The 24,644-nt window shown below is 68.8% G+C and carries 15 protein-coding genes; 2 read left to right on the top strand and 13 right to left on the bottom strand.

The window, feature by feature from the left end; translation table 11 throughout:
• On the top strand, positions 1–173 hold a 173-nt coding region (locus WBA97_RS28260), incomplete at its 5' end, for a Scr1 family TA system antitoxin-like transcriptional regulator (protein WP_424233983.1).
• A gap of 73 nt (positions 174–246) precedes the next feature.
• Here the strand turns inward: WBA97_RS28260 and WBA97_RS28255 are convergent.
• The 8 genes from WBA97_RS28255 to WBA97_RS28220 all read right to left on the bottom strand — a co-directional run bounded on the left by WBA97_RS28255 (position 247) and on the right by WBA97_RS28220 (position 9,689).
• Complete coding sequence (locus WBA97_RS28255) at positions 247–861, bottom strand: GNAT family N-acetyltransferase (RefSeq protein WP_424233982.1); 615 nt, start codon at positions 859–861, stop codon at positions 247–249.
• Positions 862–1,077: 216 nt separating this feature from the next.
• Positions 1,078–1,602 (bottom strand): DUF6879 family protein, encoded by a 525-nt coding sequence (locus WBA97_RS28250; RefSeq protein WP_424233981.1) that lies wholly within the window; start codon positions 1,600–1,602, stop codon positions 1,078–1,080.
• Between the two features lie 354 nt (positions 1,603–1,956).
• Complete coding sequence (locus WBA97_RS28245; RefSeq protein WP_424233980.1) at positions 1,957–2,730, bottom strand: hypothetical protein; 774 nt, start codon at positions 2,728–2,730, stop codon at positions 1,957–1,959.
• Positions 2,724–3,347 (bottom strand): NucA/NucB deoxyribonuclease domain-containing protein, encoded by a 624-nt coding sequence (locus WBA97_RS28240; RefSeq protein WP_424233979.1) that lies wholly within the window; start codon positions 3,345–3,347, stop codon positions 2,724–2,726. Before WBA97_RS28240 ends, WBA97_RS28245 begins: the two co-directional genes overlap by 7 nt.
• 1,358 nt (positions 3,348–4,705) lie before the next feature.
• Positions 4,706–5,104, bottom strand: a complete 399-nt coding sequence (locus WBA97_RS28235) for a hypothetical protein (RefSeq protein ID WP_424233978.1) — start codon at positions 5,102–5,104, stop codon at positions 4,706–4,708.
• Positions 5,105–5,151: 47 nt separating this feature from the next.
• Positions 5,152–6,645, bottom strand: a complete 1,494-nt coding sequence (locus WBA97_RS28230; RefSeq protein WP_424233977.1) for a nickel/cobalt transporter — start codon at positions 6,643–6,645, stop codon at positions 5,152–5,154.
• A 32-nt stretch (positions 6,646–6,677) separates the two neighbouring features.
• A complete protein-coding gene (locus WBA97_RS28225) occupies positions 6,678–7,976 on the bottom strand; it encodes a tetratricopeptide repeat protein (protein ID WP_424233976.1) in 1,299 nt (432 codons plus the stop codon).
• A 153-nt stretch (positions 7,977–8,129) separates the two neighbouring features.
• Entirely contained in the window at positions 8,130–9,689 is a 1,560-nt protein-coding gene (locus tag WBA97_RS28220) for a DUF4331 domain-containing protein (RefSeq protein WP_424233975.1), read from the bottom strand.
• Between the two features lie 228 nt (positions 9,690–9,917).
• Between WBA97_RS28220 and WBA97_RS28215 the strand changes: the two genes are divergently transcribed.
• The gene (locus tag WBA97_RS28215; RefSeq protein WP_424233974.1) at positions 9,918–10,382 is read left to right on the top strand and encodes a hypothetical protein; all 465 of its coding nucleotides are present in this window, start codon (positions 9,918–9,920) and stop codon (positions 10,380–10,382) included.
• 238 nt (positions 10,383–10,620) lie between these two features.
• Here WBA97_RS28215 and WBA97_RS28210 read toward each other — a convergent pair whose 3' ends face one another.
• The 5 genes from WBA97_RS28210 to WBA97_RS28190 are packed head-to-tail and all read right to left on the bottom strand — an operon-like array spanning position 10,621 to position 24,636.
• Positions 10,621–11,049, bottom strand: a complete 429-nt coding sequence (locus WBA97_RS28210) for a hypothetical protein (protein WP_424233973.1) — start codon at positions 11,047–11,049, stop codon at positions 10,621–10,623.
• Between the two features lie 28 nt (positions 11,050–11,077).
• A complete protein-coding gene (locus tag WBA97_RS28205) occupies positions 11,078–12,133 on the bottom strand; it encodes an MDR family NADP-dependent oxidoreductase (protein WP_424233972.1) in 1,056 nt (351 codons plus the stop codon).
• Positions 12,130–13,809, bottom strand: a complete 1,680-nt coding sequence (locus tag WBA97_RS28200) for a phytoene desaturase family protein (protein ID WP_424233971.1) — start codon at positions 13,807–13,809, stop codon at positions 12,130–12,132. The genes WBA97_RS28205 and WBA97_RS28200 overlap by 4 nt, the downstream gene beginning before the upstream one ends.
• Positions 13,810–13,811: 2 nt before the next feature.
• Positions 13,812–15,485: a phytoene desaturase family protein gene (locus WBA97_RS28195; RefSeq protein ID WP_424233970.1), complete on the bottom strand. Its 1,674-nt coding sequence runs from the start codon at positions 15,483–15,485 to the stop codon at positions 13,812–13,814.
• Positions 15,475–24,636 carry an amino acid adenylation domain-containing protein gene (locus WBA97_RS28190; protein WP_424233969.1) on the bottom strand — a complete coding sequence of 3,054 codons (9,162 nt, stop codon included), beginning with the start codon at positions 24,634–24,636 and terminating at the stop codon, positions 15,475–15,477. The genes WBA97_RS28195 and WBA97_RS28190 overlap by 11 nt, the downstream gene beginning before the upstream one ends.
• Positions 24,637–24,644 lie beyond the last annotated feature (8 nt).

The raw sequence follows: 24,644 nt of genomic DNA, 5'->3' as shown, positions 1-24,644 counted from the left end.
TCTACCTCGAATATCCGGCTGGAGGTGAGTGGGTGGACAATGCGGACGACGTACAACGCTTCACCACCACGTTCGACCAGGCGGCAGCCCGAGCGTTGTCCCCGGCCGACACCACCCACCTCATCCAGCGGCAACTCGAGACGCTCGCGCGGCGAGGCGAGGCCATCACGTAGCGGAATCGGGCGACGCATCCCGCGGCGAGCCCGCCAGCCAGGTGCGGATCGACGGCAGTCGCCTGGGAGGCGGCTACCAGTCCTGAATCCGACCGGCGGCGCGGTCCATGTCGGTGCAGTAGTCCGGCTGGCCGAGCGTGCCTGGCCACGAGATGCCCGACCAGAACGCCCTGGCGACCGGGTCGTCCGCGATCGGGGTGGTCGACCAGCGGTACATGCTCGGCGGTGCGCGCACCAGTGCCGCGGCGACGAGCACGCGCCCGTACCCCCGGCGTGGTTGGTCGGTACGTACGTGTTCGATCACGGCACGCCTGCACGGCCCGCACATGGCGAGGTCGAGGTCGGCCTGCGCCTCGCCGTCGACCCAGAGCGCGAGCTGGCCGACGCCTCCGCGCTCTGCCGGGGGAGTCCGGACCAGCACCAGCCCGGAGCCGGGCGCGGACCTGGCGTCATGCTGCTCGCCGGGGTCCACCAGGCACCAGCTGGCCAGCGGGTCGCCGAGGGCGTGGCAGGCGCCGCAGGTGATCTCGGTCAGGTCGTACCAGTGGTGGTAACCCGACCGCGCGGTGGCGATCGCCAGGTCGTGTCCACGCGGGCACCTGACCGGGGAGCGCCCGCCGGGCGCGGGCCGGACCGGCACCGCGCGGCCGTACATGCCGCGCCCGAGGTCCCGCCGCTGTTCGCTCACATGTTCGATTATGAGCATGGCGGGTACGCGGGCGAAAGAGTTTCTCCTGGTGAGCGGACTCACGAGGGCCATTTGTTATCGACATGGCGTGCGCACGGCCGCCGTCGGCGTCGGTTGGAGGACGGTCGTGAGCGCGGGCGTCTGTCAGCCGAGTTCGTCGGCGAGTGCGAGCCGCCGCTGGTCCAGCTCGGTCAAGTGGTCATCCGTGTCGTTGGCCTACTCGGTCAGGTGCCGTTCGTGCGGCACCGCGCGTGGCCAGATCAGATCGCGCCAGGCGATGTGCCGCGCAACCACCTCCACCGCCTCGTTCGTTCTGGCGCCCGCGAACCGGCCGCCGCTGTCGAAGTCCAGGACGGCGACCATGTCGTCGTCGATGACGTAGAAGTCGTGGTCCGGCATACCCGCGCCGGTCGCGACCGACGGCGCGACCCAGCGAACGTCCTCACCCGCGTCGACGTTCATGTAGGTGAAGTCCAGCTGCATGCGCAGGTACTCGGTCAGCGGCTCGGTGAACCGTCTGGCTCGCTCGAACCGCACACCTCGCCGCCGCAGGCCCTGGACGTACTCCGTCCAGAAACGGTCGTCCGCGGGGTCGCGGCCGAGTCCATCGCGCCACCGCCGCAGCAGGTCCGCGTCAACGGCGGAGTAGTCACCGCGGCACTCCCACCGCCACAACCGGGCCCTCGCATCGTCGAGCAGCGCGGCGAGCCGGTCAGGCCCGACGCGCTCCCAGGCGGTCACTCGACCGGGTCCGCGAACCGGAGCAACGCGGCCGGGATCTCGACGACCGTCTCGTGATCGGGCAACTCGCCTGCTACGGCCGGGCCACGTCGCAATCTACCCCGACGTTCACGACCGTCGGCGGCAGCGCTGGGCTGACATTCACCTACAACTCCCAGCAAACGCGACGCGGTCGGGCTGCGTGCCTCAGTCGGCCAACAGTCGAGACGGTGCACCATCCGGCGCCAACGGTTGCAGGTACGGTGTCCGGTCCGGGACGGAGTCACGGATGTCGACATTGAACACGGTCCTTCCGTGTGCGCTGGAATCCGGTTGATCAATCGCATGAATATGGTTGTAGGCCGATTCGGGTCTTCAGATACCGAACGGCCACCTCGGTTCTGGCGGTCCGTCGGGGCGCGGTCCTTCGGTGACGGGGTCCCTGTCGCCACGCTTCTGGTCTGTGTCGCGGACCTCCTGTCCGCTGGCGGCAAGCTCGTCAAGGTCCGGCAATGCTCCGGGAGGACGTTCATCCTCACGAAGGAAGTCAGTGGCCACGAACCGTGCGGTCTCCATGTCCTTCAGCCTCTCGTCCGCGTCCGGCATGCGGTACGTCGGCAGCCTTCGCTCCAACCAGACACGGTCGAAAGCCACCCCGGTCTGCTGTTCCATCGCCGCCAGACACGATGACTTGAGGTGTTCAAGCGGGAAGTCGTTGTCACCGACCCAGCCCGGCAGGAGATCGTTCGCGCCGGCCGCGAAGCCTGTGAAGTTCGGGTCGAAGTTTGCGGTGACCTGCCCATCTCTGGCCTGAACGACCCGGAAGGCGGACGGGCTCCAGTAGACACTGATGAAGCTGCCACCAGCTCGTGAGGCTCGCCGGGCGATCTCCGGGAGGTTGCCAGTCCAGCCGTTGGGTTCGACAGCCACCACGAACCGCTCGTGGACGAGCAACTGGAGGACGGCGTGGTCGTCGAAGTGCTCGTTGCGGTCGTTCATGGCTTCGGCGAACGTCAGCTCGCCGAGCCGGGTAGTCGCGCTGCCGCCGTAGATGGTCAGCACTGTCTCGATGTCGAGGTCCTGGATGACGGCCACCGTCCACGCCAGGTCGTAGTCCTCGTCGGCCCAGGCGTACCTGTCCCTCAGCATGTGGTCTGGTCCTCCGCGATGTCCGGGCCGGTGAAGGCTTGCTGGGCAACGTTGGTCGGGTGCGAGATGATTACCAGGAACTCCTCGCCCTGCTGGATACCGGCCTTAGCGTAGCCAGCGTTGAGCGCACCGCCCTGACACCGCTGCTCCCGGATCGGTACCTCTTCAGTGCGGGCGTTGGCGCCACCCTCGTCTGTGGTGGCGAACGCATATTCGTCACACGAGCCACCCGGATACTTGGCCACGAATTTGCCGCAGGCTGCGGCCCGGTTGGTGGCCTGCTTGGCCGAGTTGCGGTGCAAGATGTACGGCTGGCCCTCGCCCCAGGCCAGTTGGATGTTGCGAGCGATGAACGGCATCTTGGCCGCGTTTATTTCCACCGCCTTGAGGTCGTAACAGCGCTTGTCGACTAGGAGTTGGGTCGTGGTGCACTGCTCGACCTTGGATTTGGCCCCACTCGCCACCATGACGGCCGTGTCGCCAGCCCCGATGATGACCGGGTCATCACTGAAGAAGTCCTCGATGTTGTCCCACACCTTGGAGCCGCCGAAAACCGCCACCAGACCGACGACGATGACCACTGGCAGGAGCAGGCCGGAGCCGGTGCGTTTGGCCATGGAGGGACTCCCCGGATGACTCTGGAAGCAACAGAACGTGACGCATCAGAAACGGACGGTACCGAGGTGAGGACAACCATCTGGGCAGGTTGGGGAAGTGTCACGCAGATGGAGCAGCGGGACCGCGTCACGGACTTGCAGAGGCTGCCCTGGACCCGGGTTCCCCTCCTCCGTCGGCAGGGGGTCGGCAAAGTCATGTGCTCCGCCTTGAATGGCGCGTTCAGGACGCAGCTGGTGTCCCGTCTTTCGGGTCGTTGAGCCTGGATCGTTTGCCTCCGGCGGCTCCTCGCCGGAGGGACAGGTCTCCGGAATGGCCTGGGATTTCGAGGTTTAGTTGGTGCCACGAAAGGCGCCTTTGGGACGTTCAACGCCCTGAAAGCGCCTTTCGGGACATCACGCCAGTCCGCCACCCTGACAGAACGCCACTGCGGGGCGGGCGCTACGCGCCCGGCCCGCGAAGCGGGCTTCACCAGACCGACACCCATCACACGACCAGAAAACCAAGAAGAACACCGGTGGATCCAGGCTCAACGTCCCGAAAGCGCCTTTTCGGGGCACTGGGATCGCACCCCGCAGGCGCGGGCCCGGGGCGGCGTCCGTTGTGCGACCAGACAAACTGAGACGAACGTCGGTGGATTCAGGTTGAACGCCCCGAAAGCGCCATTCCAGCCATGTCCCCGCGTCTTTCACGGCATCGAATTGCCTCCCACTGACCAGCGGAAAGGACTTTGCCGACCCCTGCCTCCGTCGGGAGGCCCAGGGAACGAGACGGAACACTGAGGTGATCTCACCGACTTTCAGGTGAGTCGGCGGTGTTCGAAGTAGGTGAGGACGAGTGCGGCTTTGACGATGTCGCCGATTTTGCTGGGGCTGGCGGTGCTGTGGTGGAGAGTGCGCCAGCGGCCGGTGAGGACGCCGAAGCCGCGCCACGGTCAGGTCGTGTATCGAGCCGGGTTCCACGTCGGCCACCCACAGTTGGAATCCGTCCAGCCAGGAGACCGCATGCACGTTTCCGCTGTGCTCGTGGGCCTTCCCGGAATACCACAACAACCGCGCCCCCACAATATGCGACGTCGTTCAGTCGGCCCCGAACGCATGGGCGCAACCTACAATAACGTCAACGGGATCTGGACCGCTGTGCGTAGCGCCTATCAAAAGCGGGTAATTTCGGCGAACGCCGACGAGTTGCGGAACCATCAAGCCGCGTCGGCCGAACAACTCCATAAGGCAACAAACGTCCTGGCCACACAGTAGGACTGTGCCGCGAAAAGCGCGATACCCGCAACTGGCTCGGTCCCGTCTTCGATTGGGCGTGTCGGTAGTTGCCGATGTTCGATGGTCCTGCGATCTTCGCCCCGCTAGTTGGTGTCATCGAGAACCGTGGCGATGTTGGCGCTGTCCGCGCCGAGACGCACGTAGATCCTTGCCCACTGCCGGTCTGTTTCTGTCGGGCCCTTGTTGTCGCAGTAGGGTTTGGTGCCGTTGGCGGTGTAGTAGCGCAGCAGTGCGAGGCTGTCGTCGGTGCGCCGCAACGACTTGTCGGTGTAGCGCGGGCCTGGTGGGTGCGGCTGGTGTTTCATGCACGCCAGTCCGTCGGGTGAGTTCGTGTCACCGGCCTTCGCCTGGTTCGTGGTCTCGTCGTCGAACCGAGGGCCTGGATCGGGTGGGCTCTGAGTGCACGCGGTCAGTACGGCGAGCAATGCGCCCGTGACGAACACGGTGCGTCCGCGAGCGCGGCCGGTCGTGGGGTGGAGCATGAGGTGTTGCCGCCTTTCTGCTTCATGGGCGTAGGTGCGGAGGATCCTCAGGTGATGCCGGTGGCGGCACGAACGGCCAGTCCGGCTCCGACGATGAGGACGAGCGACGCGGTGAGGATGGGCATGTGGTGGCGCAGCCAGGTGAGCCGGTGGCGGAGCCCGGCGAGTGCGAGCCGGTCGCGGAAACGGACCAGGACGATCCCGACGAGTGTGAGGGTCGCGGCCATGCCGAGCCCGTAGCCGAGAACGAGCAGGACCCCGAACCAGGTCCGGCCCAGCGCGATCGCGCCAAGGAGAACCACCAGAGCCGATGGGCTCGGCACGAGCCCGCCTGCGATGCCCATCCCGATCAGGCCCGACCTCCCATAACCGTGCCCGTGCCCGTGCCCGTGCCCGTGCCCGTGTCCGTGTCCGTGTCCGGCGTGGGGGACTTCGTGGTCCGGGATGGGAGCATGGTTGCCGCCGGTTCGCACGAGTGCGAGCAACGGTCGGGCCGCGGTGGCGTTCCGGGTGTGCGCGAGGTGACGGACCGAGGACCGGAGCAGGACGGCCCCGACGGCGGCGACCAGCAGGCCGCTGGCGACACCGAGCCAGGCCAGGACGGTCTCACCGGCCACCGCGCTGGACGCGCTGATGACCAGGCCAAGGACGAGCACGCCCGCGGTATGGGTGACGGTCACGGTGGCACCCACGGTGACGGCGTCCCGGATCGAACCGTTCTTGCCCGCGAGGTACGCGGCGATGACCGTCTTGCCGTGGCCGGGCAGGGCCGCGTGGGAGGCACCGAGGACCAGGGACAGCAACACGGCGAGAAACCCGACGAGCGGGGTGAGGTCACGGCTGCCGGTGAGGTCGGTGAACCAGGACGTGGCCGCGGTGAGTCCGGTGTCCAGCCAGCCGGTCGACGCGCCGGGTCCCGTTCCGGTGGTGTCGGCGAGTGGGCCGCCCGGTTCGGTCCGGAACGTGGCGGTGCGGACGTCGAGGGGGTCGGCCAGCAGGTCCTGGGGATAGGCGCGGAGGTCGTCGCTGACGCTCGCGGTGGGCAGCGGCGAGTCGACGGCCCTGACGTCGCCGCCGGTCACGACGATCTCGTGCCAGCCGATCCGGTCCGGGCGGAACCCGTCTCGGAACTCGACCTCGGCGGGCCGGGTCAAGGCGGTGGACGTGGTGAACCCACAGGTGAGGCGGGTGGTCTCCAGCCCGGCCTCACCGAGGGGGAACTCGAGCCGGTGCCCGGTCTGCCGCCACTGGCCGCGGCCGCCGTCGACGGCGATGGTCGCCCGCGTTCGGAAGCGGCCGCACTGCTGGTCGGCGTAGGTCGTGGCCTCACCGGCTGACACGGTGCCGTCGCGGTCGCGGTCGATGGCCGGTCGTTCCTGCAGGGTCGGTATCTCCGCCAGGTCGATCACCGTGTGCAGGTCGATCCGGTTGGCGTGCAGTGTGAGCCGGTTGAAGTGGTTGACGGTGAAGTTGCCAAGCGGGTGCGCGCAGGCGGCCGAGGGTGTCGCCACCAGCGCCCCAGCACACAGGGCCAACAGCACGACGGCTCGCCGCGGAACGCGGCGTGCTGGCGTCATCGTCGGCCCCGCAAGGTCGACAGCGTCTGCCGGGCCACCCGCACGTCGACGGGTGAGAAGTGCGGATTCACGCGCAGTGCCTCGTCGAGGGCGGTGATGGCCTCCGCGTCGCGGCCGAGGGCGGCGAGGATCATGCCGCGGTGATAGGCGAACGTGGCGTTGCGCCAGCCCAGACCGGCCGCGCGGTCGGCATAGGTGATCGCGTCGGCGTGCCTGCCGCTCAGGTGCAGGGCCCAGGCCAGGGCATCGGCCGCGAACACCGGCTGCCTTCGGGTCCACTCCGCCCGCGCGTGACGCAGCGCCGAAGAGGCGTCGCCTCGGTCGGCGGCGACCAGCGACGCGGCAAGGTCATCGGTCGCGCCCGCCGCGGTCAGTAGTCGTTCCTGCTGGTCGATGATCGTGAACTGCCGCCGCGCCGCCTCCGGCCGGTTCGCGGCGGTCAGCAGCACGGCGTACTCCTGGAGGTACTGGGTGCTCGGCAGGCGGGACACGAGGTTGTCGTAACCGGCCAGGGCGGTCGCGGTCTCCCCCCGGGCGGCCGCGACCTTCGCGACTCCCTGCGCCAGGGCGGGATCCTCGGGGACGACGACCAGCCCCGTCCGGTACTGACGCGCCGCGGTGGACAGGTCGCCGTTGTCGAAGGCGAGCTCACCGAGCCGGTACCGGCAGAACCCGATGTCGCCGGGATCCACCGCGTCCGCCAGCGCCCGCTCGAGCGTGTCGCGGGCCTGCTCGACATGGCCGTGCAGCTCGAAGTCGTAGGCGGCGCGCGTGAACGAGGACACGCCCGGCTTGAGGTCGAGCATGCGCTGCACCGCCGCTGTCGCCGCCGCGGTGTCGCCGAGCTGGGTGTACGCGTCGGCGAGCACGCCGTACGCCGCCGCGGTGTCCGGCAGGACGGCACGGGCCCGCTCACCCCAGCCGCGAGCGGCGGTGAAGTCGTGCCGGGCGTTCGCGAGGGCACCCATGCCGATCAACGCGAGACCGTTCGCGTCGGGTTGCTGTGCCAGCGAGGTCCGCAGCGCGCCATCGGCCTTGGGGTAGTAGGAGGGGTTCGCGGTGATCCGCGCCTTCTCCACGTACGCGGTACCCAGCTCCGCCCATGTCCCGGGGTCCTGTTCCCGGCGGGCGAGCTTGGCCTGCGCCGTGGCGATCTTCCGGTCCAGCGTGCCGAGCGCACCGGTATGCGGAACCGGTGCGCTCGGCGCGGCAGGCGGGAAGAGCGCGGTGACGCTGACCGCGAGAAGACCCACGCCGAGGATGACGATGAGGATCGCGGGGAAGCGCTTGCGCACAGCGGCGCCATGGCGCCGTCGACGCGTCCCGCTGGTTGGGTTGTCAGCCGACATCGATCGTGCCTTCCGGGAGAGGTGTGCGAAGTCCGGGCTGGACGGCCGCCGGTACCCGTGCTCTGGCCGCGGCCACCGGCGGCCGCCGTCGTGGCAGGGTCAGGTGACCGGCACCGGCCCGCCTGCCGCGTTGCCGCGGGACTGGCGCCGGTAGAGCACGACACCGGAGCCGATCAACGCCACCGCGACCAGTCCGGCCAGCGCCGGTTTGATCGGGAGGTTCCCCCAGCCGAACGGCGCCGCCGCGCCACCGGACGAGGACGAGTTGACCGAGGTGTTGTGTGGCAGTGCGACGTACGGGAACGACGAGCCGAACGCGGAGTCGTTCTGGTTGACTCCATCGCCCGCCGCGAGCGGCTCCACGATGCCGTTGACCGCGGCGCCTTCCAGCGCTTGGACGCCGATGTCGAGCACGTCGTCGGTCAGGCGGCGGCCGTTCGGGTACCCCTGGAGGTCACCGGCGAGCACACCGAGCCGGTTGGGCTGCGCCGTGGGGGCGATCGCGGTGTTCAGCCGCAGTTGCTCCGACGGTGCGAACCGCCGGGGATCGACGTCGGCGTTGTTCAACTGGGAGTTGAGGTCGGCCTTGATCGGTCCGTCCAGCTTGGTGGTGATCCCGGTCAGGAAGATCTCCACCAGGTCGGCGCGCGGCCCAGGCGGGGCCGGGATGCCATAGATCGCCTCGACCAGCTTGGGCACTTCCGGGTCGCTGACCCGGTTCACCAACGCGGGCACCTTGCGGTCCTGCTCCGGCTTGAGCCCGTTGAACGTGTCCTTGAGCGCAGCGGGCACCACGACCTCGTTGACCAGCGGGTTGCCCAGCCGGGACACCTGCACGTCCCGGCCGGCCGATTTCTGCGCACCGGGACTGCGCAATGTGATCGACTTGCGTTCGGTGTCGCTCCAGATCCCGATGACCGGGTTGCGGCCAGGATCACCCTTGAGCGCCAGCGCCGCCTTCGGCACCTGCAAGGCGATCGTGTTCACGTTGTAGCCGGCGAGCGTGTCCTGCCCGACCTCGGACAGGTCACCGCCGTACAGGAGATCGAACACCCGCAGATCGAGGAAGAACGCGTCGTCGGCCTGCCCGGCGAAGCTCTTCCCACCACCCTTGACGTCGCTGATCGCCTGGTCGCGCAGTACCGGGTAGTCCGGCATCGACGCGGGCCCGGTGTTCGATGGCGCGACGCGGCCGGACTTGATCAGCGTCGTCGATCGCCCGTACCGGTCGAATACCTGCAGCGAGTACGACTGGCGGAACAACAGGTTCTCGTCGTCCAGTGAGGTGACCGGCCCGTTGTTGTACAGGAACGTCGCCTTGCCGCGCCGATCCTCGGTGCGGAAGGTCCACCGGTAGACGAGGTCGGCCTTGGCGTCGCCGTCATTGTCGATGTTGACGTCGTAGTGGGCGTCGGTGGCCCACGGGTAGAAGTTCGGTCCTCCGTTCGGTTCCTGGAACGGATACCAGTTCGCGAGCAGCGTCACGGTATCCGGCTTGTCAGGGCTGACGAACGCGTACACGTCCGTGTTGTCCACCGGCGGATCTCCCGCGATGAGCGGGGCCTCCCGGTGACTTGAGGCGACCGCGGGGTCGGACGACAGTCCGGCCAGCGCGCTCGCCAGTACGGTGCTCCCGGCCGCGACAAGCGCGACCGCCACACGTCGTCGTGTGATCCCTCCACGACGAGCGGGAGACGGTGATGACATATCGCTCCTTTCGGGCAAGCGTCGCCCGCACAGCGCGAACGACACCGCTCATTCGGAGCGAGACGTGGCGCGGTTCACTTTTTTGGGTAACTCTTTCGAGTGACATTTTCATTGCGCGGAACTCAGTTCGACTCCCCATAATGCCCAGGCGAGGATGTCAACCGGCAGGGGAGAAGCAGAGTGACTTTCCGCGGCCCACGGCTTGTGGAATACGCATCGGAGTCGGCGCGGCAGGGGCCTGATGTATCCGAAAGAGCCTTCGACCTGGTCTACCGGGTGTGTCGTCTCGTTGGCAGGCCGGAAGCCTCTTCGGCTCGCCTCGCGCGCAGGATTCTCCGTGAATTCGACTCGACTGCCCGCGGCCGCCGGGCGCGTGACACCTACGTTCATGCCATCAACGAGCGACTCGCTCGTCGCGTCCACGCGCGCGACCTGGACAACGCCCTGCGCGCGGCGATTCTGTGCGACGAGATGACATTGCTGCCCCCTCGGCAGCGGCTGGCATTGTCCTCGGTCGTGCTGGACGGCAGTTCGGTCGCGCAGATCGCGCAGCGCACCGGCTGGAGCACTACGCAGACCGCGCGCCTGTTGCGTTCGGCATTGGTCACGCTCTCCGCGCGTGAATCAGCGACCGTGTCACGGTGACGGCCAGTTGCCGAGAAGGCTGGCGATGCGCGCACCACGAGCGCATGGCCAGCCTTCTCGGCGCCTTCGATCGACAGCGCCGACAGCCCCGGGAACAACCACGCCGACCAGCATGCCAACTCAGCCACAAAAGATCACGACAGCAGGCAAGCCCGTCGAGGCCAGGGCCCACCACCGAATGTCCGCCAGAGCCAGAACTTCGACAGCCCCCGGCTGAATGACCGCCGGAATCCGGCGGTCATTCAGCCGCGGTCAGGCCCACGGTCTGGATGTAGATGCGCTGATCCTTGCCGACATGGAAGGCGTGCATCCTGTGCTGTTGTGTGACCAGGGCGGTGGCGATCGCGGTCGCTCCTTCGTCGTCGTATCTGCTCCAGGCGGTCCAGCCCTCCCTGAGCTGCAGCGTCGCGTGATAGAGGTATCCGTCCTCGCCGACGTGGACAACGGTGACGTCGTCGTAGGGGTTGCGTGTTGCGGCCACCGGCAGGGTCGTCCTGGCGTCGCCGGGGATGGTTTCCCAGCCGGTCCAGGCGTCGTCCTGGTCCAGGCGGTTGACATAGATCTGCCGGTCGGTTCCGGTCAGGAAAATGAAGACGTGGTCATCGGTACTGGCGGCCACGACAGGCAGGTCGGTGAGGGCGTCGCCGGGGATTTCTTTCCAGGTCATGATATTTGCTCCTTTGCGAATTGACCGGTCAGAGTTTCACCAGAACTTTGCCGCGGTTGGCGGCGCGGTTGACGTAGAGCGTCTGGTAGGCGTGGGGGATGTCGTCGAAGCCGTGCCGGACGGTGTGGTCGTAGGTGATCTCGCCACGGCGGATCATGGCGCCCAGTCCCTGGTGCAGGGCGTTCCAGTTCTCGTCGGTGAACCATTCGAGGACGAAGATGCCCCGGATGGTGGCGCGCGGGAACATGATGTGGGGCAACAGCCGGGGGCCGGTGTAGTCGCTGCCGACCTGGGTTGCCCACTGCCAGCAGACGGCCACCTGACTGTGGATGTTGAGCATGGTGAACGCGGCGTCGGTGAGGGTGCCGCCGAGGCAGTCGAAGTACTTGTCGATCCCGTCGGGGGCGGCCTTGGCCAGTGCGTCGCGGACAGCGTCGCCGTCATCGCCCTGCCGGTAGGCCATGACGGCGTCGAAGCCGAGATCGGTCAGGTACGCCGCCTTCTCCGGTGAGCCCGTGGTGCCGACGACCCTGGCCCCTGCGCGTTTGGCGAGCTGACCGACCAGCGCGCCGACCGAGCCGGACGCGCCACTGACCACGACGGTGTCGCCGGGATTGACGGTCATGAACTTGGTGAGGGTGCCCCACGCGGTCATGCCCGGCCCGCCGAGGACGCTCAGCGCGGTGGAAAGCGGCAGGATGTCGTCGTAGTCATCAGGGTCCAGCCTGCGGTAGGCGGGGAAGACCATCGGGAACGTCCCGGTCTGCCACAGCGCGGGCTCGCCGGTGCTGACCACGTGGCTGCGCCAGCCGCCGAAGCCCTGCACCAACTCGCCAGGCCGGTAGGTGGCACGCGGCCCGGCCTCGATCACCTCCATGATCGAGTCGGCGCCCATGTGATCGCCGATCGGGGTGTCCATGCAGATGCCCTGGAGATACGGGTCGACGGAGACGTACAGGGTCCTGAGCAGCATCTGGTCATCGGCCAGCTCGCCATCGAGCTCCTCGGTGACCTTCTCGTAGATTCTGCCGACGTCCGGCACACCGGGGAGGTGCTCGCGCACCACCCACTTCTCGACCTTCATGTGAACACTCCTTCTCGTGGTATCCGTCGGCCGACCGGGATGACCACGTGTGTCGGCGGCGGCGCGTTGCGGTCGACGCTCGCGGTGAACGGCCTGCCGTCGTCGCGGCAGACGAACTGCATGACGTGCCTGCCCGCGGCCGCCGCGCGGATCAGGCCGCCGGTGGTGGCCCACACGCCGGACTGGTAGAAGTTCGCGAGCCCTGGCAGGCCAGGGCCGTGTTTCTTGACCAGTTTCTCCAGGGTCTCGCCACTGTCCACAAAGGGCTGCCAGCCCAGCACCGTCCCGTCGTAGTTGCCGGTGTAGCGGACCTGGGTGAGCGGGGTCGAGATGTCCCGCGTGGCAACGGACTCACGCAACCCCGGGTAGCGCTGTTCGAGGAAACGCAGGATCGCCTCCCGCACCCGGCGCTTGCCCGCGTAGTAGTCCAGGGCGCGGCGTACCGGCAGGGTGTGCTTCTCCTGTCCCTTGCGGACCCGGCTGCGTTGCTCCTGGCCGTCGTTCAGTGCCCGCCACGGCGCGATGTCGCAGAAGTAGGTCGCATAGACGACGGTGGTCTCGTCCGGAGAGAGTTCCGGGTAGTGCATGCTGCGGAACTGGACGTTGATGCTCTGGTGCCGGATGCCGATGAGGTCGGCGGCCTCGGCGTCGGTGAGCAGGTGGGTCGTGCACGGCTCACCGTCGGGGAAGGGCCTGCGCAGCCCGAGGAACACGGTGACGTAGCCGGGGAACACCATGCCCGGCTCGGTGATGGTCTCGGTGTAGAGCCGCCGGTAGTCCTCTGTGAGGTAGCGCCCGCCGAGGAACTTCATCATGGTGGTGTGGCCGTCGCACGCGGAAACCACGATGTCCGAACGGAACTCGCGCCCGTCGCACAACCGGACGCCGACCGCGCGGTCGTTCTCGACGAGTACCCGTTCGACCTTGGCGTCGTAGGTGATGGTGCCGCCGAGGCGCAGGTAGCGCTGCTCGATCGAGCGGGCCAGTCCGAGTGAGCCGCCTTCCGGCACGCCGGCTGACAGGTTCGCGTGCGAGGCCAGCTGGAAGTAGAACGGCAGCACGGGAAACGCCGGGTGCCGTTCGTAGAGGATGAAGTTGAACGCCTCGCGCAGCAGCGGATCGGTGAACCTGGCGGAGTAGTCCGCCATCAGCACGGTGATCGACTTGCGGATGACGTTGAAGTACGGGATGAACGAGGCCAGCATCCGCCACCGCTCCACGCGTCCCATCAGGCCGACCGGTGTGAGGAACGGGTACACGGCGAGGCATTTGCGGAACTTGCGCAGGCCGTCGCAGAAGTCCCGGATCAGCTTGGCGTCGGCGGGGGAGAGCGCCAGCAGATGCGCCTGCAACCGGTCCGGGTCGGAGTAGAAGTACACCGCTCTGCCGTCGCGTGCGCGCACGATGTTGAACGTGTCGAAGTGACGCATCTGTTTGCCTTGCAGTGCACCGAGTTCGAGCCAGATCTGGTGCATCTCGTTGCCAGGACCGTTGCCGAGCAGCCAGCTGATGCAGCAGTCGAAGGTGAACCCGCCACGGTCCCAGGCCGTGCAACAGCCACCGGGCAACTCGTGCATCTCGAAGATCTGCGTCCGGTACCCGTTCATCTGTCCATAGCAGCCGGTGGACAGCCCGCCGAGCCCACCGCCGATGATGATCATGCTTTCGCGGGGCACCGTCATCGCCTCCTCGTCGCCACGGGCCGCGGCCGGTGTTCCAGCTGCGGGAGGTAACCCAGATCGTCGCGGTGCCACGGTTTCTCCCGGGTGCTTTCCGTCGCGCGGAACTCGCGCCCGAGCTCGTGGCACAGGTACTGGGTGACGAACCGGCCGGTCGATGCCGCCCTGATCAGGCCGCCGCCGCCGATCCACTGGCCCGCCATCCAGAAGTTACGCAGGCCGGGCAGGCCCATCCGGTCCTTGCTGATCATCTTGGCGGTCACGTCGTCGGCCTCGGTGAACGACTTGAACGCCAGGATCGCGCCGTCGAGGTTGCCGGTGTAGCGCATGGTCGTCACGGGGGACGCGACGCTGACCAACTCGATGCGCAGGCCGGGAAAGCGCCGGGTGAGGAAGTCGCGGACGAAGTCGGCGACGGAGTCCTTGCGTGCCCAGTACTCCCGGCGGCTGGTGCGCCGCAGTGCCTGCCAGTACCCGAAGTCGCTGAAGTAGGTGCAGTGGATCACCGACTTGCCCGGCGGCGCGAAGCCGTCCGAGTAGTGCGAGCGCAGCTGCACCACGATGCTGTTCTGCGCCACGCCGGGCAGGGCGGCGGCCTCCTCGTCGGACAGCAGGTAGGTCGTGCTGTGTGCCTCGGCCGGGTCGAGTTCGCCGTCCACGCCGACGAACGCGGACACCACGCCCGGGTAGAGGACGTTGGGCCTGTGCAGGATGTCGGTGTAGAGCTTGTCGACGCGCGGGCTCGTGTGGCGGCCCTCCAGCAGGTCGTAGATCGTGGTGTGTCCGTCACAGGCGGACACGACGTGGTCGGCGTACTGCCGGGTCCCGTCCCTGAGCTCGACGCCGACCGCGCGGCCGTCCTCGACCAGGATCCTGCGGACCCTGGTCCGGTAGGTGAGCACGCCGCCGAGCGAGAGGTAGCGCTGCTCGATCGAACGCGCGAGCCCGAGCGAACCGCCCTGCGGGAACCCCGCGTTGTCGTTGTGGGCGCCCGCCAGGTTGAACAGGTAGGGCAGCAGCGGGAAGACCTCGTGGTCCTGGAAGAAGATGAACGGCAACGCGCGGCGCAGCAGCGGGTCGGAGAACCTGCCCGCGAAGGTGTCCATCTGGGTCGCCGCGGTCCGCCAGAACAGGCGGAACGCGGGCAGCACCGTGGCCAGGGTGCGGAGTTTCTCGCGTGTGGTCCGCAATGGTGGCGGAGTGAGGAACGGGTACAGGTCGATGTCGACGAACCGGCGCAGGTCCTGGCAGAACGACCGGATCAGCGCCGCGTCGATGGGGGACAGGTCCAGCAGGTGCCGCTGCAGCCGGTCCGGGTCGTGATAGAAGGTCACCGCCCGGCCGTCGGTGTCGACCACCCGGTTGAACATCTCGAAGTTCTTGATCGTCTTGCCGTCGAGCGCGCCGAGCTCGCGCCAGATCTGGTTGGCGTCGTTGCCTTTCGCGGTGCCGATGAGCCACTCGATGCAGTAGTCGAAGACGTAGCCCTGCCGTGACCATGCCGTGCAGCAGCCACCGGGCAGCACGTGTTTCTCGAACACGCGGGTCGCCAGCCCGTTCATCTGTCCGTAGCAGCCGGTGGCCAGGCCGGCGATGCCCGCGCCGATGATGATGACCCTGGGTTCGCCGCCCGGCGTCCGGTCGCCCCAGTCCGGTCCGATGTCACGCGACATGGGTCTGCGCCAGGCTCGAGCCGGTGAGAATGTCCCGTAGCACGGCCGCGTTGAGCGCGACGTTGCGCTCGTCGAGCATGGCGGCGTGGACGCCGAAACCGGGGAGTACCTCGGCACCGGTGGCCGAGCTGCCCTGCCAGGTGCCGTGCTCGCCGTCGGCGTAGAACGGCATCTTCACCTCGTCGGAGATCACGCTGACCGGTGCGGTGAGCATGCCGACGTTCGGGGTCCGGCCGCAGAACTCGATGTACTCCCTGGCCTGGGACAGGGTCTCCTCGGCGACGATCTCCGAGCCGGTGTGCAGTCGGAGGTGGCCGCCGAGTTCCTGTTCGAAGGCCGCGAACGCCTCGGTACCCAGCTCGAATTCCTCGGAGATGCGGTAGGAGTCCATGATCACCACCTGGGGCACCTTGTGTCCTCGGTGTTCCAGCTCCTTTGCCACCTCGAACGCGACGTTGCCGCCCAGCGAGTAGCCGAAGAGCACGCCCGGCCCGGCCAGCGATTCGACCAGGTCGGCGTAGCGGGCGATCCGGTCGTCACCGGGCAGGTGGTTGAACGCGACGAGCTGGTGGTCGGGCAGGTGGGTGGCGAGCCCGCGGTAGATCAGGCCGTGCCCGCCTGCCGGCGGGAAGCAGAAGATCGTCGGCCGCCCGTCGCCGGTGTTGAACCGCAGGTACGGGGCCGCGCCTTCGGTCCGGCCGGTGACGATGTCCTCGACCGCCTTCGCCATGCCGTGCAACGTGGTGACCGCGAACAGTCTGCTGACCGGGATGGTCACGCCGAACTCGGCCCGCAGGTGGTAGATCAGCTCGATCAGCCGCACCGAGCTGCCGCCGGACTCGAAGAAGTCGTGCCGCAGACCGGCTTGTTCGAGCCCCAGCAGGCATTTCCAGTGCTCTGCCATGCGTACCTCGTAGAGCGTCGCCGGTGGCTCGTAGGTCGCCTCGGCCCGCCCCGGTGCCGGCAACGCGGCGAGGTCGACCTTCCCGTTCGGTGTCAGCGGCAGCTCGCCGAGTGAGATGACGTATGACGGGATCATGAACGTCGGCAGGTGTCTGCCGAGGAGTCGGCGGGTCTGGTTGCCGTCGACGACCGCGCCCGCCACGGGCACGCAGTACCCGCACAGCACGGGGTCGCCGTCCTCGCCGGTGCGCACTGTGACCACGGCCTCGGCCACCTCGGGCAGGGCGAGGAGCCGTGCCTCGATCTCGCCGGGCTCGATGCGGTGGCCGCGTACCTTGACCTGGCTGTCCGCCCGGCCGAGCAGGTGCGCGTTGCCCTCGGTGTCCCAGTGGGCCAGGTCGCCGGTGCGGTACCGCCCGGCGGCGCTCGCGTAGCCGGTGGTGACCCCGTCGCCGCCGACCCAGAGCTCGCCGGTCACGCCGGGCGGTACCGGTTCGCCGTGCGTGTCGAGGATGTACAGCGTGCTGTTCGGGAACGGACGGCCGATCGGCACCATCCGGCTGGGTTCGAGGTCGTCGACGGGGCCGTCGAAGTAGGCGCTGTCGATGGTGGTCTCGGAAAGGCCGTAGGAGTTGACCACGCGGGTGTCCGGGCCGCACAGCGCGGTCAGACGCCGGTGTTCCTCGACCCTCCAGGTGTCCGACCCGACGATCAGCAGGCGCATGAAGTCCAGCGACAGCCCGCCGCGCTCGCAGTGGCTGATCAGCCCGCGCATGACCACGGGGACGAACTCGGCGCAGTCGACACGCTCGGCACGCATGGTCTCGTAGAGGGCCGCGGTGTCGAACAGCAGCTCGCGGCCGACCAGCACCAGGGTGCCGCCCGAGCACAGCGCGCGGACCAGGTCACCGGTGAACACGTCGAACGAGAAGCTCGCCATCTGCAGGTGTACGTCGTGGCGCAGGTCGTACTCCTGGCGCCACGCCGCACCGGCCGACGCGAGGTTGCGGTGGCTGACCCGCACGGCCTTGGGGCGGCCGGACGAGCCGGAGGTGTAGATGACGTAGGCCGTGGCGGCCAGGTCGGTCGCCTCCGCGGGCAGCGGTTCGCTCGTGGGCTCCGCACGCAGCTCGGCCGGTGTCAGCACAACCGCGGCCAGTCCGGCGAGGCGCGCCTGGTCGGCGGCGTCGATCACGGCCAGCGCCGCGCCCGCGGTCCGCGCCTGGTAGCCGAGGCGGTCGGCCGGATGCGCCGGATCCAGCGGCAGGTAGGCGCCGCCCGCCCTGAGCACCGCCAACAGCATGAGGACCAGCTCGGGTGACTTGTCCAGGCACAGCGCCACCACCGCGCCGTCGCGCACGCCGAGCGCGCGAAGTCGGCAGGCCAGCTGCCCGGCGCGCCGGTCCAGTTCTGCGTAGGTCAGCCCGCCGGCCCCTGGCATGGTGACGGCGATCGCGTCCGGACGCGCCGCGGCGACCCTGCTGATCAGCACGTGGACCGGCTCGTCGTAGCTCACCAGCCGGTCGGCACCGCTCCAGCTGTCGAGGATGCGTGCGCGTTCCCCGGCACCCAGCATGGCCAGCTCGCTGACCGGCAGGGTCGGCGCCGCACCGGTCAGCGCGTCGAGCAGGTTCATGTAGTGACCGGCCATCCGCCGCATCGTCGCGGGCGCGAACAGGTCGGTGTTGTACTTGAACACGCAGTGGAAGCGCCGCTCCGCCTCGTCCTCGTAGGCCGAGAGGGTGACGTCGAACTGTCCCTCCTCCTCCGGCAGCTCGACGTACTCCAGCCGGTAGCCGTACTGCTCGGTGGAAACCTTGTGTGCCAACAGGATGAACATCGCCTGGAACACCGCGGAGCGGCTCGGGTCGTGGCGCAGACCGAGCTTCTCCACCAGGAGCACGAACGGATAGGCCTGGTTGTCCAGCCCGCCGAGTACGGTCGCCCGGATCTGTGCGAGCAGTTCGGCGACCGACGGGTCACCGGCGAGGTCCGCGTGCAGCGGCAGCGGGTTGACGAAGTAGCCGTAGACCGAGGCGAACTCGTCGCGGGTACGGCCGGTCACCGGGCTGCCGACGATGATGTCGTCCTGCCCGGAGTACCGGTGCAGCAGCAGGTGGTAGGCGGCCAGCAGCACCACGAACACGGTCACGTCGTGCTCGCTGGCGCACGCGTGGACGCGGGCGCTGCGCTCGGCGTCGAGCACGAAGAACTCCGACGCGCCGTTGTGGGTCTGCACGACTGGGCGGGGCCTGTCGGTTGGCAGGGTGAGTTGCGGGATCCGCTCCGGCAGCCGCTGCCGCCAGTACTCGAGCATCCGCTGCGCGTCCTTGCCCGCCAGCACCCTGTTCTGCCAGTTGAGGAAGTCCAGGTAGGTCGCGGGCACCGGGGCCAGTTCGACGTCGCGTCCCGCCAGGAGCCCCTCGTAGACGGCCAGCAGCTCCTCGATGAACGTGAAGGTCGAGATCGCGTCCGAGATGATGTGGTGGACCGCCTTCATGATCACCCAGTGGTCGTCGGCGCGGCGGTACAGCCGGAAGCGCAGCAGCGAGTCGTGCTCGAGGTCGTAGGGTCTGCGGTACTCCTGGATGATCATCCGGTAGACGTCGTCCCACGGCGTGCCCTCGACGTCGACGACGGCGATGTCCGGGATCGCCGTGGTACGCAACAGCTGTACCGCCTGCCCGTTCTCCAGCGCGAAGTTGGCCCGCAGGCTGGGATGCCGCTCGACGAGCGTGTGCGCGGCGGCGCACATCAGCCCCGGATCGAGGGCGACCCGCACCTGAACCGCGCCGCCGATGTTGTAGGCGAAGCCGTCCGGGTTGAGCTGTTTGAGGAACCACAGAGCCGTCTGGTTCTGGGTCAGTGGGTGCCGGTTCGGGTCGGTGAAGACCTCGATGTCGGTGTCCTCGTCCTGATCGTTCACCGTGAGCAGCGCGTCGTGCACCTGCCGGGCCAGTTCGCCGACCGTCGCGCGGCTGAGCAGGGCGACCATGGGCAGCGAGACACCGAGTTCGGTGTGCATCCTGGCGCGGAGTTCCATGGCCAGCAACGAGTCCAGCCCGAAGCCGGACAGCCGGGCCGTGTGGTCGACCTGATCGGCAGGCGCCCCCAGCACCTCCGCGACCAGTTGGGTGAGCCGCGCGGTCACCAGGAGCTCGCGCTGCTCGTCGTCCGCGTCGCGGACGGTGTCCAGGAAGCGGCCGCTCCTCGGCGCCTGCGCGGGGCCCGCGGCCGCGGCCAGCCCGGCGACCAGCGGTGGCGGCGTCGGGTACCAGGCCAGGAAGACCTGCCAGTCCACGACCGTCGCGACCACCAGCTGCGCCCGGTCCTGCCCGATGACGTGTTCCAGCACCGCCATGCCCGCCCGGGGGGACAGTGAGTGCATGCCGCGGCTGGTGCGGTAGTGGTCGATCAGCCCGAGCTCCTCGATCATGCCGGTGGCCCACGGGCCCCAGTCGATGCTCAACGCGGGCAGGCCGAGGGCGCGGCGGTGGTGGGCCAGCGCGTCGAGGAAGGCGTTGCCCGCCGCATAGTTGGTCTGGCCCGCGGTGGTCAGCAGCGAGGCGATCGACGCGAACAGCACGAAGTGCTCCAGCGGCTCGTCACGCAGGTGCTGGTGCAGCAGGTACGCGCCGAGGACCTTCGGGTCGTACACGGCATCGAAGTCCGTCCGGTCCAGCTCGCCGACCAGGGTGTCCCTGACGTGGCCCGCGAGGTGGAACACGCCGCGGACCGGCGGCAGCTCCCGCTGCCGGTAGTCACGTAGCCAGGTCGTCAGCCCGGCCTCGTCCGTGATGTCCAGCGGCGCCAGGATCGGTTGCGCGCCAAGGGCTTCCAGCTCCTTGAGGAATCGCACGTTGCGCCCGGCAGGCGAGTCGGGATCGACCTCGCGCCACCAGTCGCGCTCCGGCAGCCTGCTGCGCCCGACGAGGATCAGCCTGCGGGCACCACGCAGCACGAGGGTGCGGCACAGCAGCCTGCCGAGCGCCCCGAACGCGCCGGTCACCAGGTAGCTGCCGTCGGCACGCAGCCGTAGCGGCAGCGGGCGGGGGAGGTCGGCGGCCTGCGTGAGCCTGCTGGTGTAGCGCTCGTCGCCGCGTAGTGCGATCTCGCCGGTGCCGGTGCCGGTGCCGCCGGTGATCTCCCGCAGCAGCGCTCGCGCCTGGCCCTCGGCGGTGCCCGCCGGGTCGAGGTCGATCAGCGTGCCCCGGTGGGCGGTCAGTTCCTGGTGCCACAACACGCGGCCGATGCCCCAGGCCGGTGCCCCCAGCGGCTCGACGACGTCACCTGGCACGACGGCCTGGGTGCCCCGGGTGACGATGTGCAGCGTCGTGTCGCCTGCCGGTTCGGACAGCAGGGCCTGTGCCTGCGCGATCAGCGAGTAGGAGCCGGTGCTGGTGTGCCGGGTGAACTCATGCCGTGCGGTCTCGTCGATCGGCGGGAGGTCAAGGTTCCACAGGTGCACGATCGTGTGCACGGGGCCGAGTTCGGTGAGCAGCCGACTCAGGTCGGCCGCGCGGCCCGGCACGACCGTCGACTCGTCGGCGCCGAATCGGTAGTCGCCGGGGCGCACCAGGTGGCAGCGGCCGCCATCGGCCCGTACCAGCTCGGCCAGTTCACCGGCCACGCCGTGGCTGTCGGCGAACACCAGCCAGGTGCCGGTGATCGCGCCGGTCTGTTCGATGGGCGGTGCCGGGATCCACGACACCTCGGTCAGCCAGCCGTCGATGGTGTGCCTGCTGATCGCGGTGGGCGCCTTCTCCACGTCGGCGGCGCGGAAGCCGCTGATCCGGCCGAGTGGGGTGCCGTCGTCGCGGTAGACCGCGATGTCGCCGGTCAGTTCGTCACCGGCGTTGGTGACCGTCGCGTGCGCCAGCAGCGGACCAGGGCCTGCCTGGTCCATGCGTACCTCCGTGATCGACACGGGCAGGCGCATGCCGGCCGGGTTGCCGAGGAGCTGCGGGGTCAGCAGCGTCTGGAAGCAGGCGTCCAGCAGCACCGGGTGCATGTGGTGGTCCTCGGTGTCGAGTGGCTCGGCAGGCTGTATCAGCGCCAGTGCCTCGCCGTCGCCGAGCCAGACCCGTTCGATGGACTGGAACGCCGGGCCGTACCCGTAGCCCATGGCGGCCAGCCCGGCGTAGCAACTCGTCCGGTCCAGCTCGCGGACGCAGCGTGCGCGGACGGCCGCCGCGTCCAGTGCGGCGTCACTGCTTCGGCGCTGGCTTGCGCGAACCACCCCGCTGGAGTGCACGGCGCCGTCGACCGTCGCCACGGTGAACGCGGCGTCCGAGGAGAAGGACAACTGCACCGTCCTGGCCTCCGCGCTGGTCAGGAACAGGGCCTTGCGCAGCTCGATGTCGGCGAGCGCGGCCGTGGCGCCGCCGGTCATCGCCCGTACCGCCTGCATCGCCATCTCCAGGTAGCCCGCCGCGGGGAGGACCACGTTGCCCTGGAGCCGATGGTCGGCAAGGTAGGGCAGCGTTTCGACGTCGAGCCTGGTCTCCCAGGTCGGCTCGGCGTTGGCCAGGCGGCGGCCCAGGAGTGGGTGGTCCAGCCTGCCGAGCCTGACCTGCTCGACCACCGCGGGCTCGACCCAGTAGCGGTCGCGGCGGAACGGGTAGCGCGGCAGCGTGACCGGTCGCCCGCCCGGGTGCAGCACGTGCCAGTCGATCTCGACGCCGAGGTTGTGCAGTGCCGCCAGTGAGGTCATGAACCGGGCTGGCTCATCCTCGTGGCGGCGGATCGACGGCAGCGTGACGCCGTCGGTGATGTCCATGGCCGCCAGGCATTCCTTGATGGCGTTGCCGAGCACCGGATGCGGGCCGACCTCCAGGAACACCCGGAGGCCGTCGGTGGCGAGGCGGTCGACCGCGGCGCGGAACCCGACGTGCTCGCGCACGTTGGTCCACCAGTAGCCCGCGTCCAGTTCCGGGCCGTCCGCGCGGCCGGGGCGCCCGGTCAGGTAGAGCGGCAGCGTCGCGGGACCCGGCGTCAGGCCGGCCAGCGAGTCGAGCAGCTCGTCCTTGACCAGTTCCATCCGCGCGCTGTGGTAGGGCACCTCCACCGTGAGGAACCTGGCGAAGATCCGCTCGGCCTCCAGTGCGGCGGCCAGGACGGCCAGCGTGTCGCGGTCCCCGGCGAGCGTGACCGAGGACGGACTGTTGACCGCGGCGACCGACACCCGGTCGCCGTAGGGCAGGATCCGGTGCCGCGCTTCGTCCTCGGCGAGGCTCGCCGCGAGCATGGTGCCGGTGCCGACCAGCCGTTGCTGTAACCGGCTGCGGTGCAACACGACCGTGATGGCCTCCGTGAGGCTGTAGACACCGGCCGCGTGGAACGCCGCGACCTCGCCGGTGCTGTGCCCGACGATCGCGTCCGGCACCACTCCGTGGTGACGCCACAGCGCGGCGAGACCGGTCTGCACGGCGAAGTTGGCCGGTTGCGCGAGCCAGGTCTGGCTCATGTTCGAGGACGCTTCGTCGGCCGTCATCTCGTCGATGAGCGACCAGCCGGCGAGCCGGGTGATCTCCCGGTCACAGGCCTCGACGGCCGCGCGGTAGACCGGCTCGCTGTCGAAGAGCTGCCGTCCCATCGCCCACCACTGCGGGCCCATGCCGGTGAAGACCCAGACCAGGCGGCGGTCGGCCGGTTCGCGCTGCCTCCCGGTGAGCACGTGCGGGTGCGCCTGTCCGTCCAGATAGGACGCGAGCCGTTCGTCGAGCGACTCCCGCGAGTCGTGCACGACCGACAGTCGGTCCGGCAACTGCTGGCGCCGGTGCGCCAGTGTGTTGCCGAGGTCGGTGACGTCAGTGCGCTCGGCCCGGATACCGGCGGCCAGGTCTGGAAGGGCGGCCGGATCCCGTGCGGTGATGGGAAGAATGGTCCAGCCCGCCCGCCGGATCGCGGTGGTTTCCCGCTGTTCCGGTGCTCGCTCCAGCAGTACGTGCGCGTTGGTGCCACCGAACCCGAACGCGTTCACCCCGGCCCGCGCAGGCCCGTCATGGTCCGGCCACTCGGTGAGCCGGGTCGGGATCTCGAACGGTAGCGACGCCATGTCGATACCCGGGTTGATCCGCTCCAGGTTGATGTGTGGCGGGATCATCCGGTGTTTCAACGACAGCGCGGTCTTGATCAGCCCGGCGATGCCCGCGGCGGACTCGGTGTGCCCGATGTTGGTCTTGACCGACCCGACGTAGCACCGGTCGCCCGGTCTGCGCCCGATCGACAGCGCGCGGCCGAGCGCGTTGGCCTCGACCGGGTCGCCGACCGGCGTCGAGGTGCCGTGCGCCTCGATGTACTGCAGATCGCCCGGCGTGATGCCCGCCTGCGCGCAGACCCGCTCAATCAGGCTGGTCTGCGCGTCCGGGTTCGGCACGGTGATGCCGTTGGTCCTGCCGTCCTGGTTGACCCCGCTGCCGAGGATCACCGCGTGGATCGGGTCGCCGTCCCGAAGGCAGTCCCGCAGGAGTTTGAGCACGACCACGCCGACGCCTTCGGCACGCACGTAACCGTTGGCCGCCGCGTCGAAGGCCCGCGACCGGCCGTCCGGGGACAGGAAACCGCCCTTGGTCTCGGCGATCGTGTACTGCGGGGTCATGTGCAGCAACGTGCCGCCGGCCAGCGCGACGCTGCTTTCGCCGCGACGCAGGCTCTCGCACGCCAGGTGCACGGCGACCAGGGACGAACTGCACGCGGTGTCGATCGACACGCTCGGACCGCGGAAGTCGAAGCAGTACGAGATGCGGTTCGACACCATCGTCATCATGGTTCCGGTCGCGGTGTGTGCGGCCAGGGTGTCGAAGCTGAGGTCGGCGAACTGGATGATCTTGTAGTCCAGTGTGAACGCGCCGACGAACACACCGACGTCCTGCCCGGCCAGGTCCGAGGGCCGTTGTCCGCCGTCCTCCAGCGCCTCCCAGCTGACCTCGAGTAGTTTGCGCTGCTGCGGGTCCATGTGCTCGGCCTCGCGTGGGCTGATGCCGAAGAACGCGGGGTCGAACTCGTCGAAGCCGTCGATGTACCCGCCCCGGCCGCCGACCAGCCTGCCCGGCTTCGCCTTGTCCCTGCTGGCGAGCGTGGTGACGTCGTAGCGGTCGGCAGGCGTCCGCGTGATGCAGTCCTTTCCGCTGACCAGGTTCTGCCAGAACGTCCGGTGGTCGGACGCGCCGCCCGGCAGCCGGCACCCGATGCCGATGATGGCAATTCTTTCGTCCTGATCGCAGGCAGCAGCAGCCGATGAGTCCATATTGGGCA

The organism is Actinophytocola sp. (genome assembly GCF_049647105.1).
Taxonomy (GTDB): Bacteria; Actinomycetota; Actinomycetes; order Mycobacteriales; family Pseudonocardiaceae; genus Actinophytocola.
This window is presented reverse-complemented; position numbering and strand designations above follow the sequence as displayed.

Excerpts from the sequence above, each read along its gene's own strand:
- WBA97_RS28240 (WP_424233979.1), bottom strand. The coding sequence starts at position 3,347 with ATGGCCAAACGCACCGGCTCCGGCCTGCTCCTGCCAGTGGTCATCGTC.
- WBA97_RS28210 (WP_424233973.1), bottom strand. The coding sequence starts at position 11,049 with ATGACCTGGAAAGAAATCCCCGGCGACGCCCTCACCGACCTGCCTGTC.
- WBA97_RS28190 (WP_424233969.1), bottom strand. The coding sequence starts at position 24,636 with ATGGACTCATCGGCTGCTGCTGCCTGCGATCAGGACGAAAGAATTGCC.
- WBA97_RS28205 (WP_424233972.1), bottom strand. The coding sequence starts at position 12,133 with ATGAAGGTCGAGAAGTGGGTGGTGCGCGAGCACCTCCCCGGTGTGCCG.
- WBA97_RS28195 (WP_424233970.1), bottom strand. The coding sequence starts at position 15,485 with ATGTCGCGTGACATCGGACCGGACTGGGGCGACCGGACGCCGGGCGGC.
- WBA97_RS28245 (WP_424233980.1), bottom strand. The coding sequence starts at position 2,730 with ATGCTGAGGGACAGGTACGCCTGGGCCGACGAGGACTACGACCTGGCG.
- WBA97_RS28235 (WP_424233978.1), bottom strand. The coding sequence starts at position 5,104 with ATGCTCCACCCCACGACCGGCCGCGCTCGCGGACGCACCGTGTTCGTC.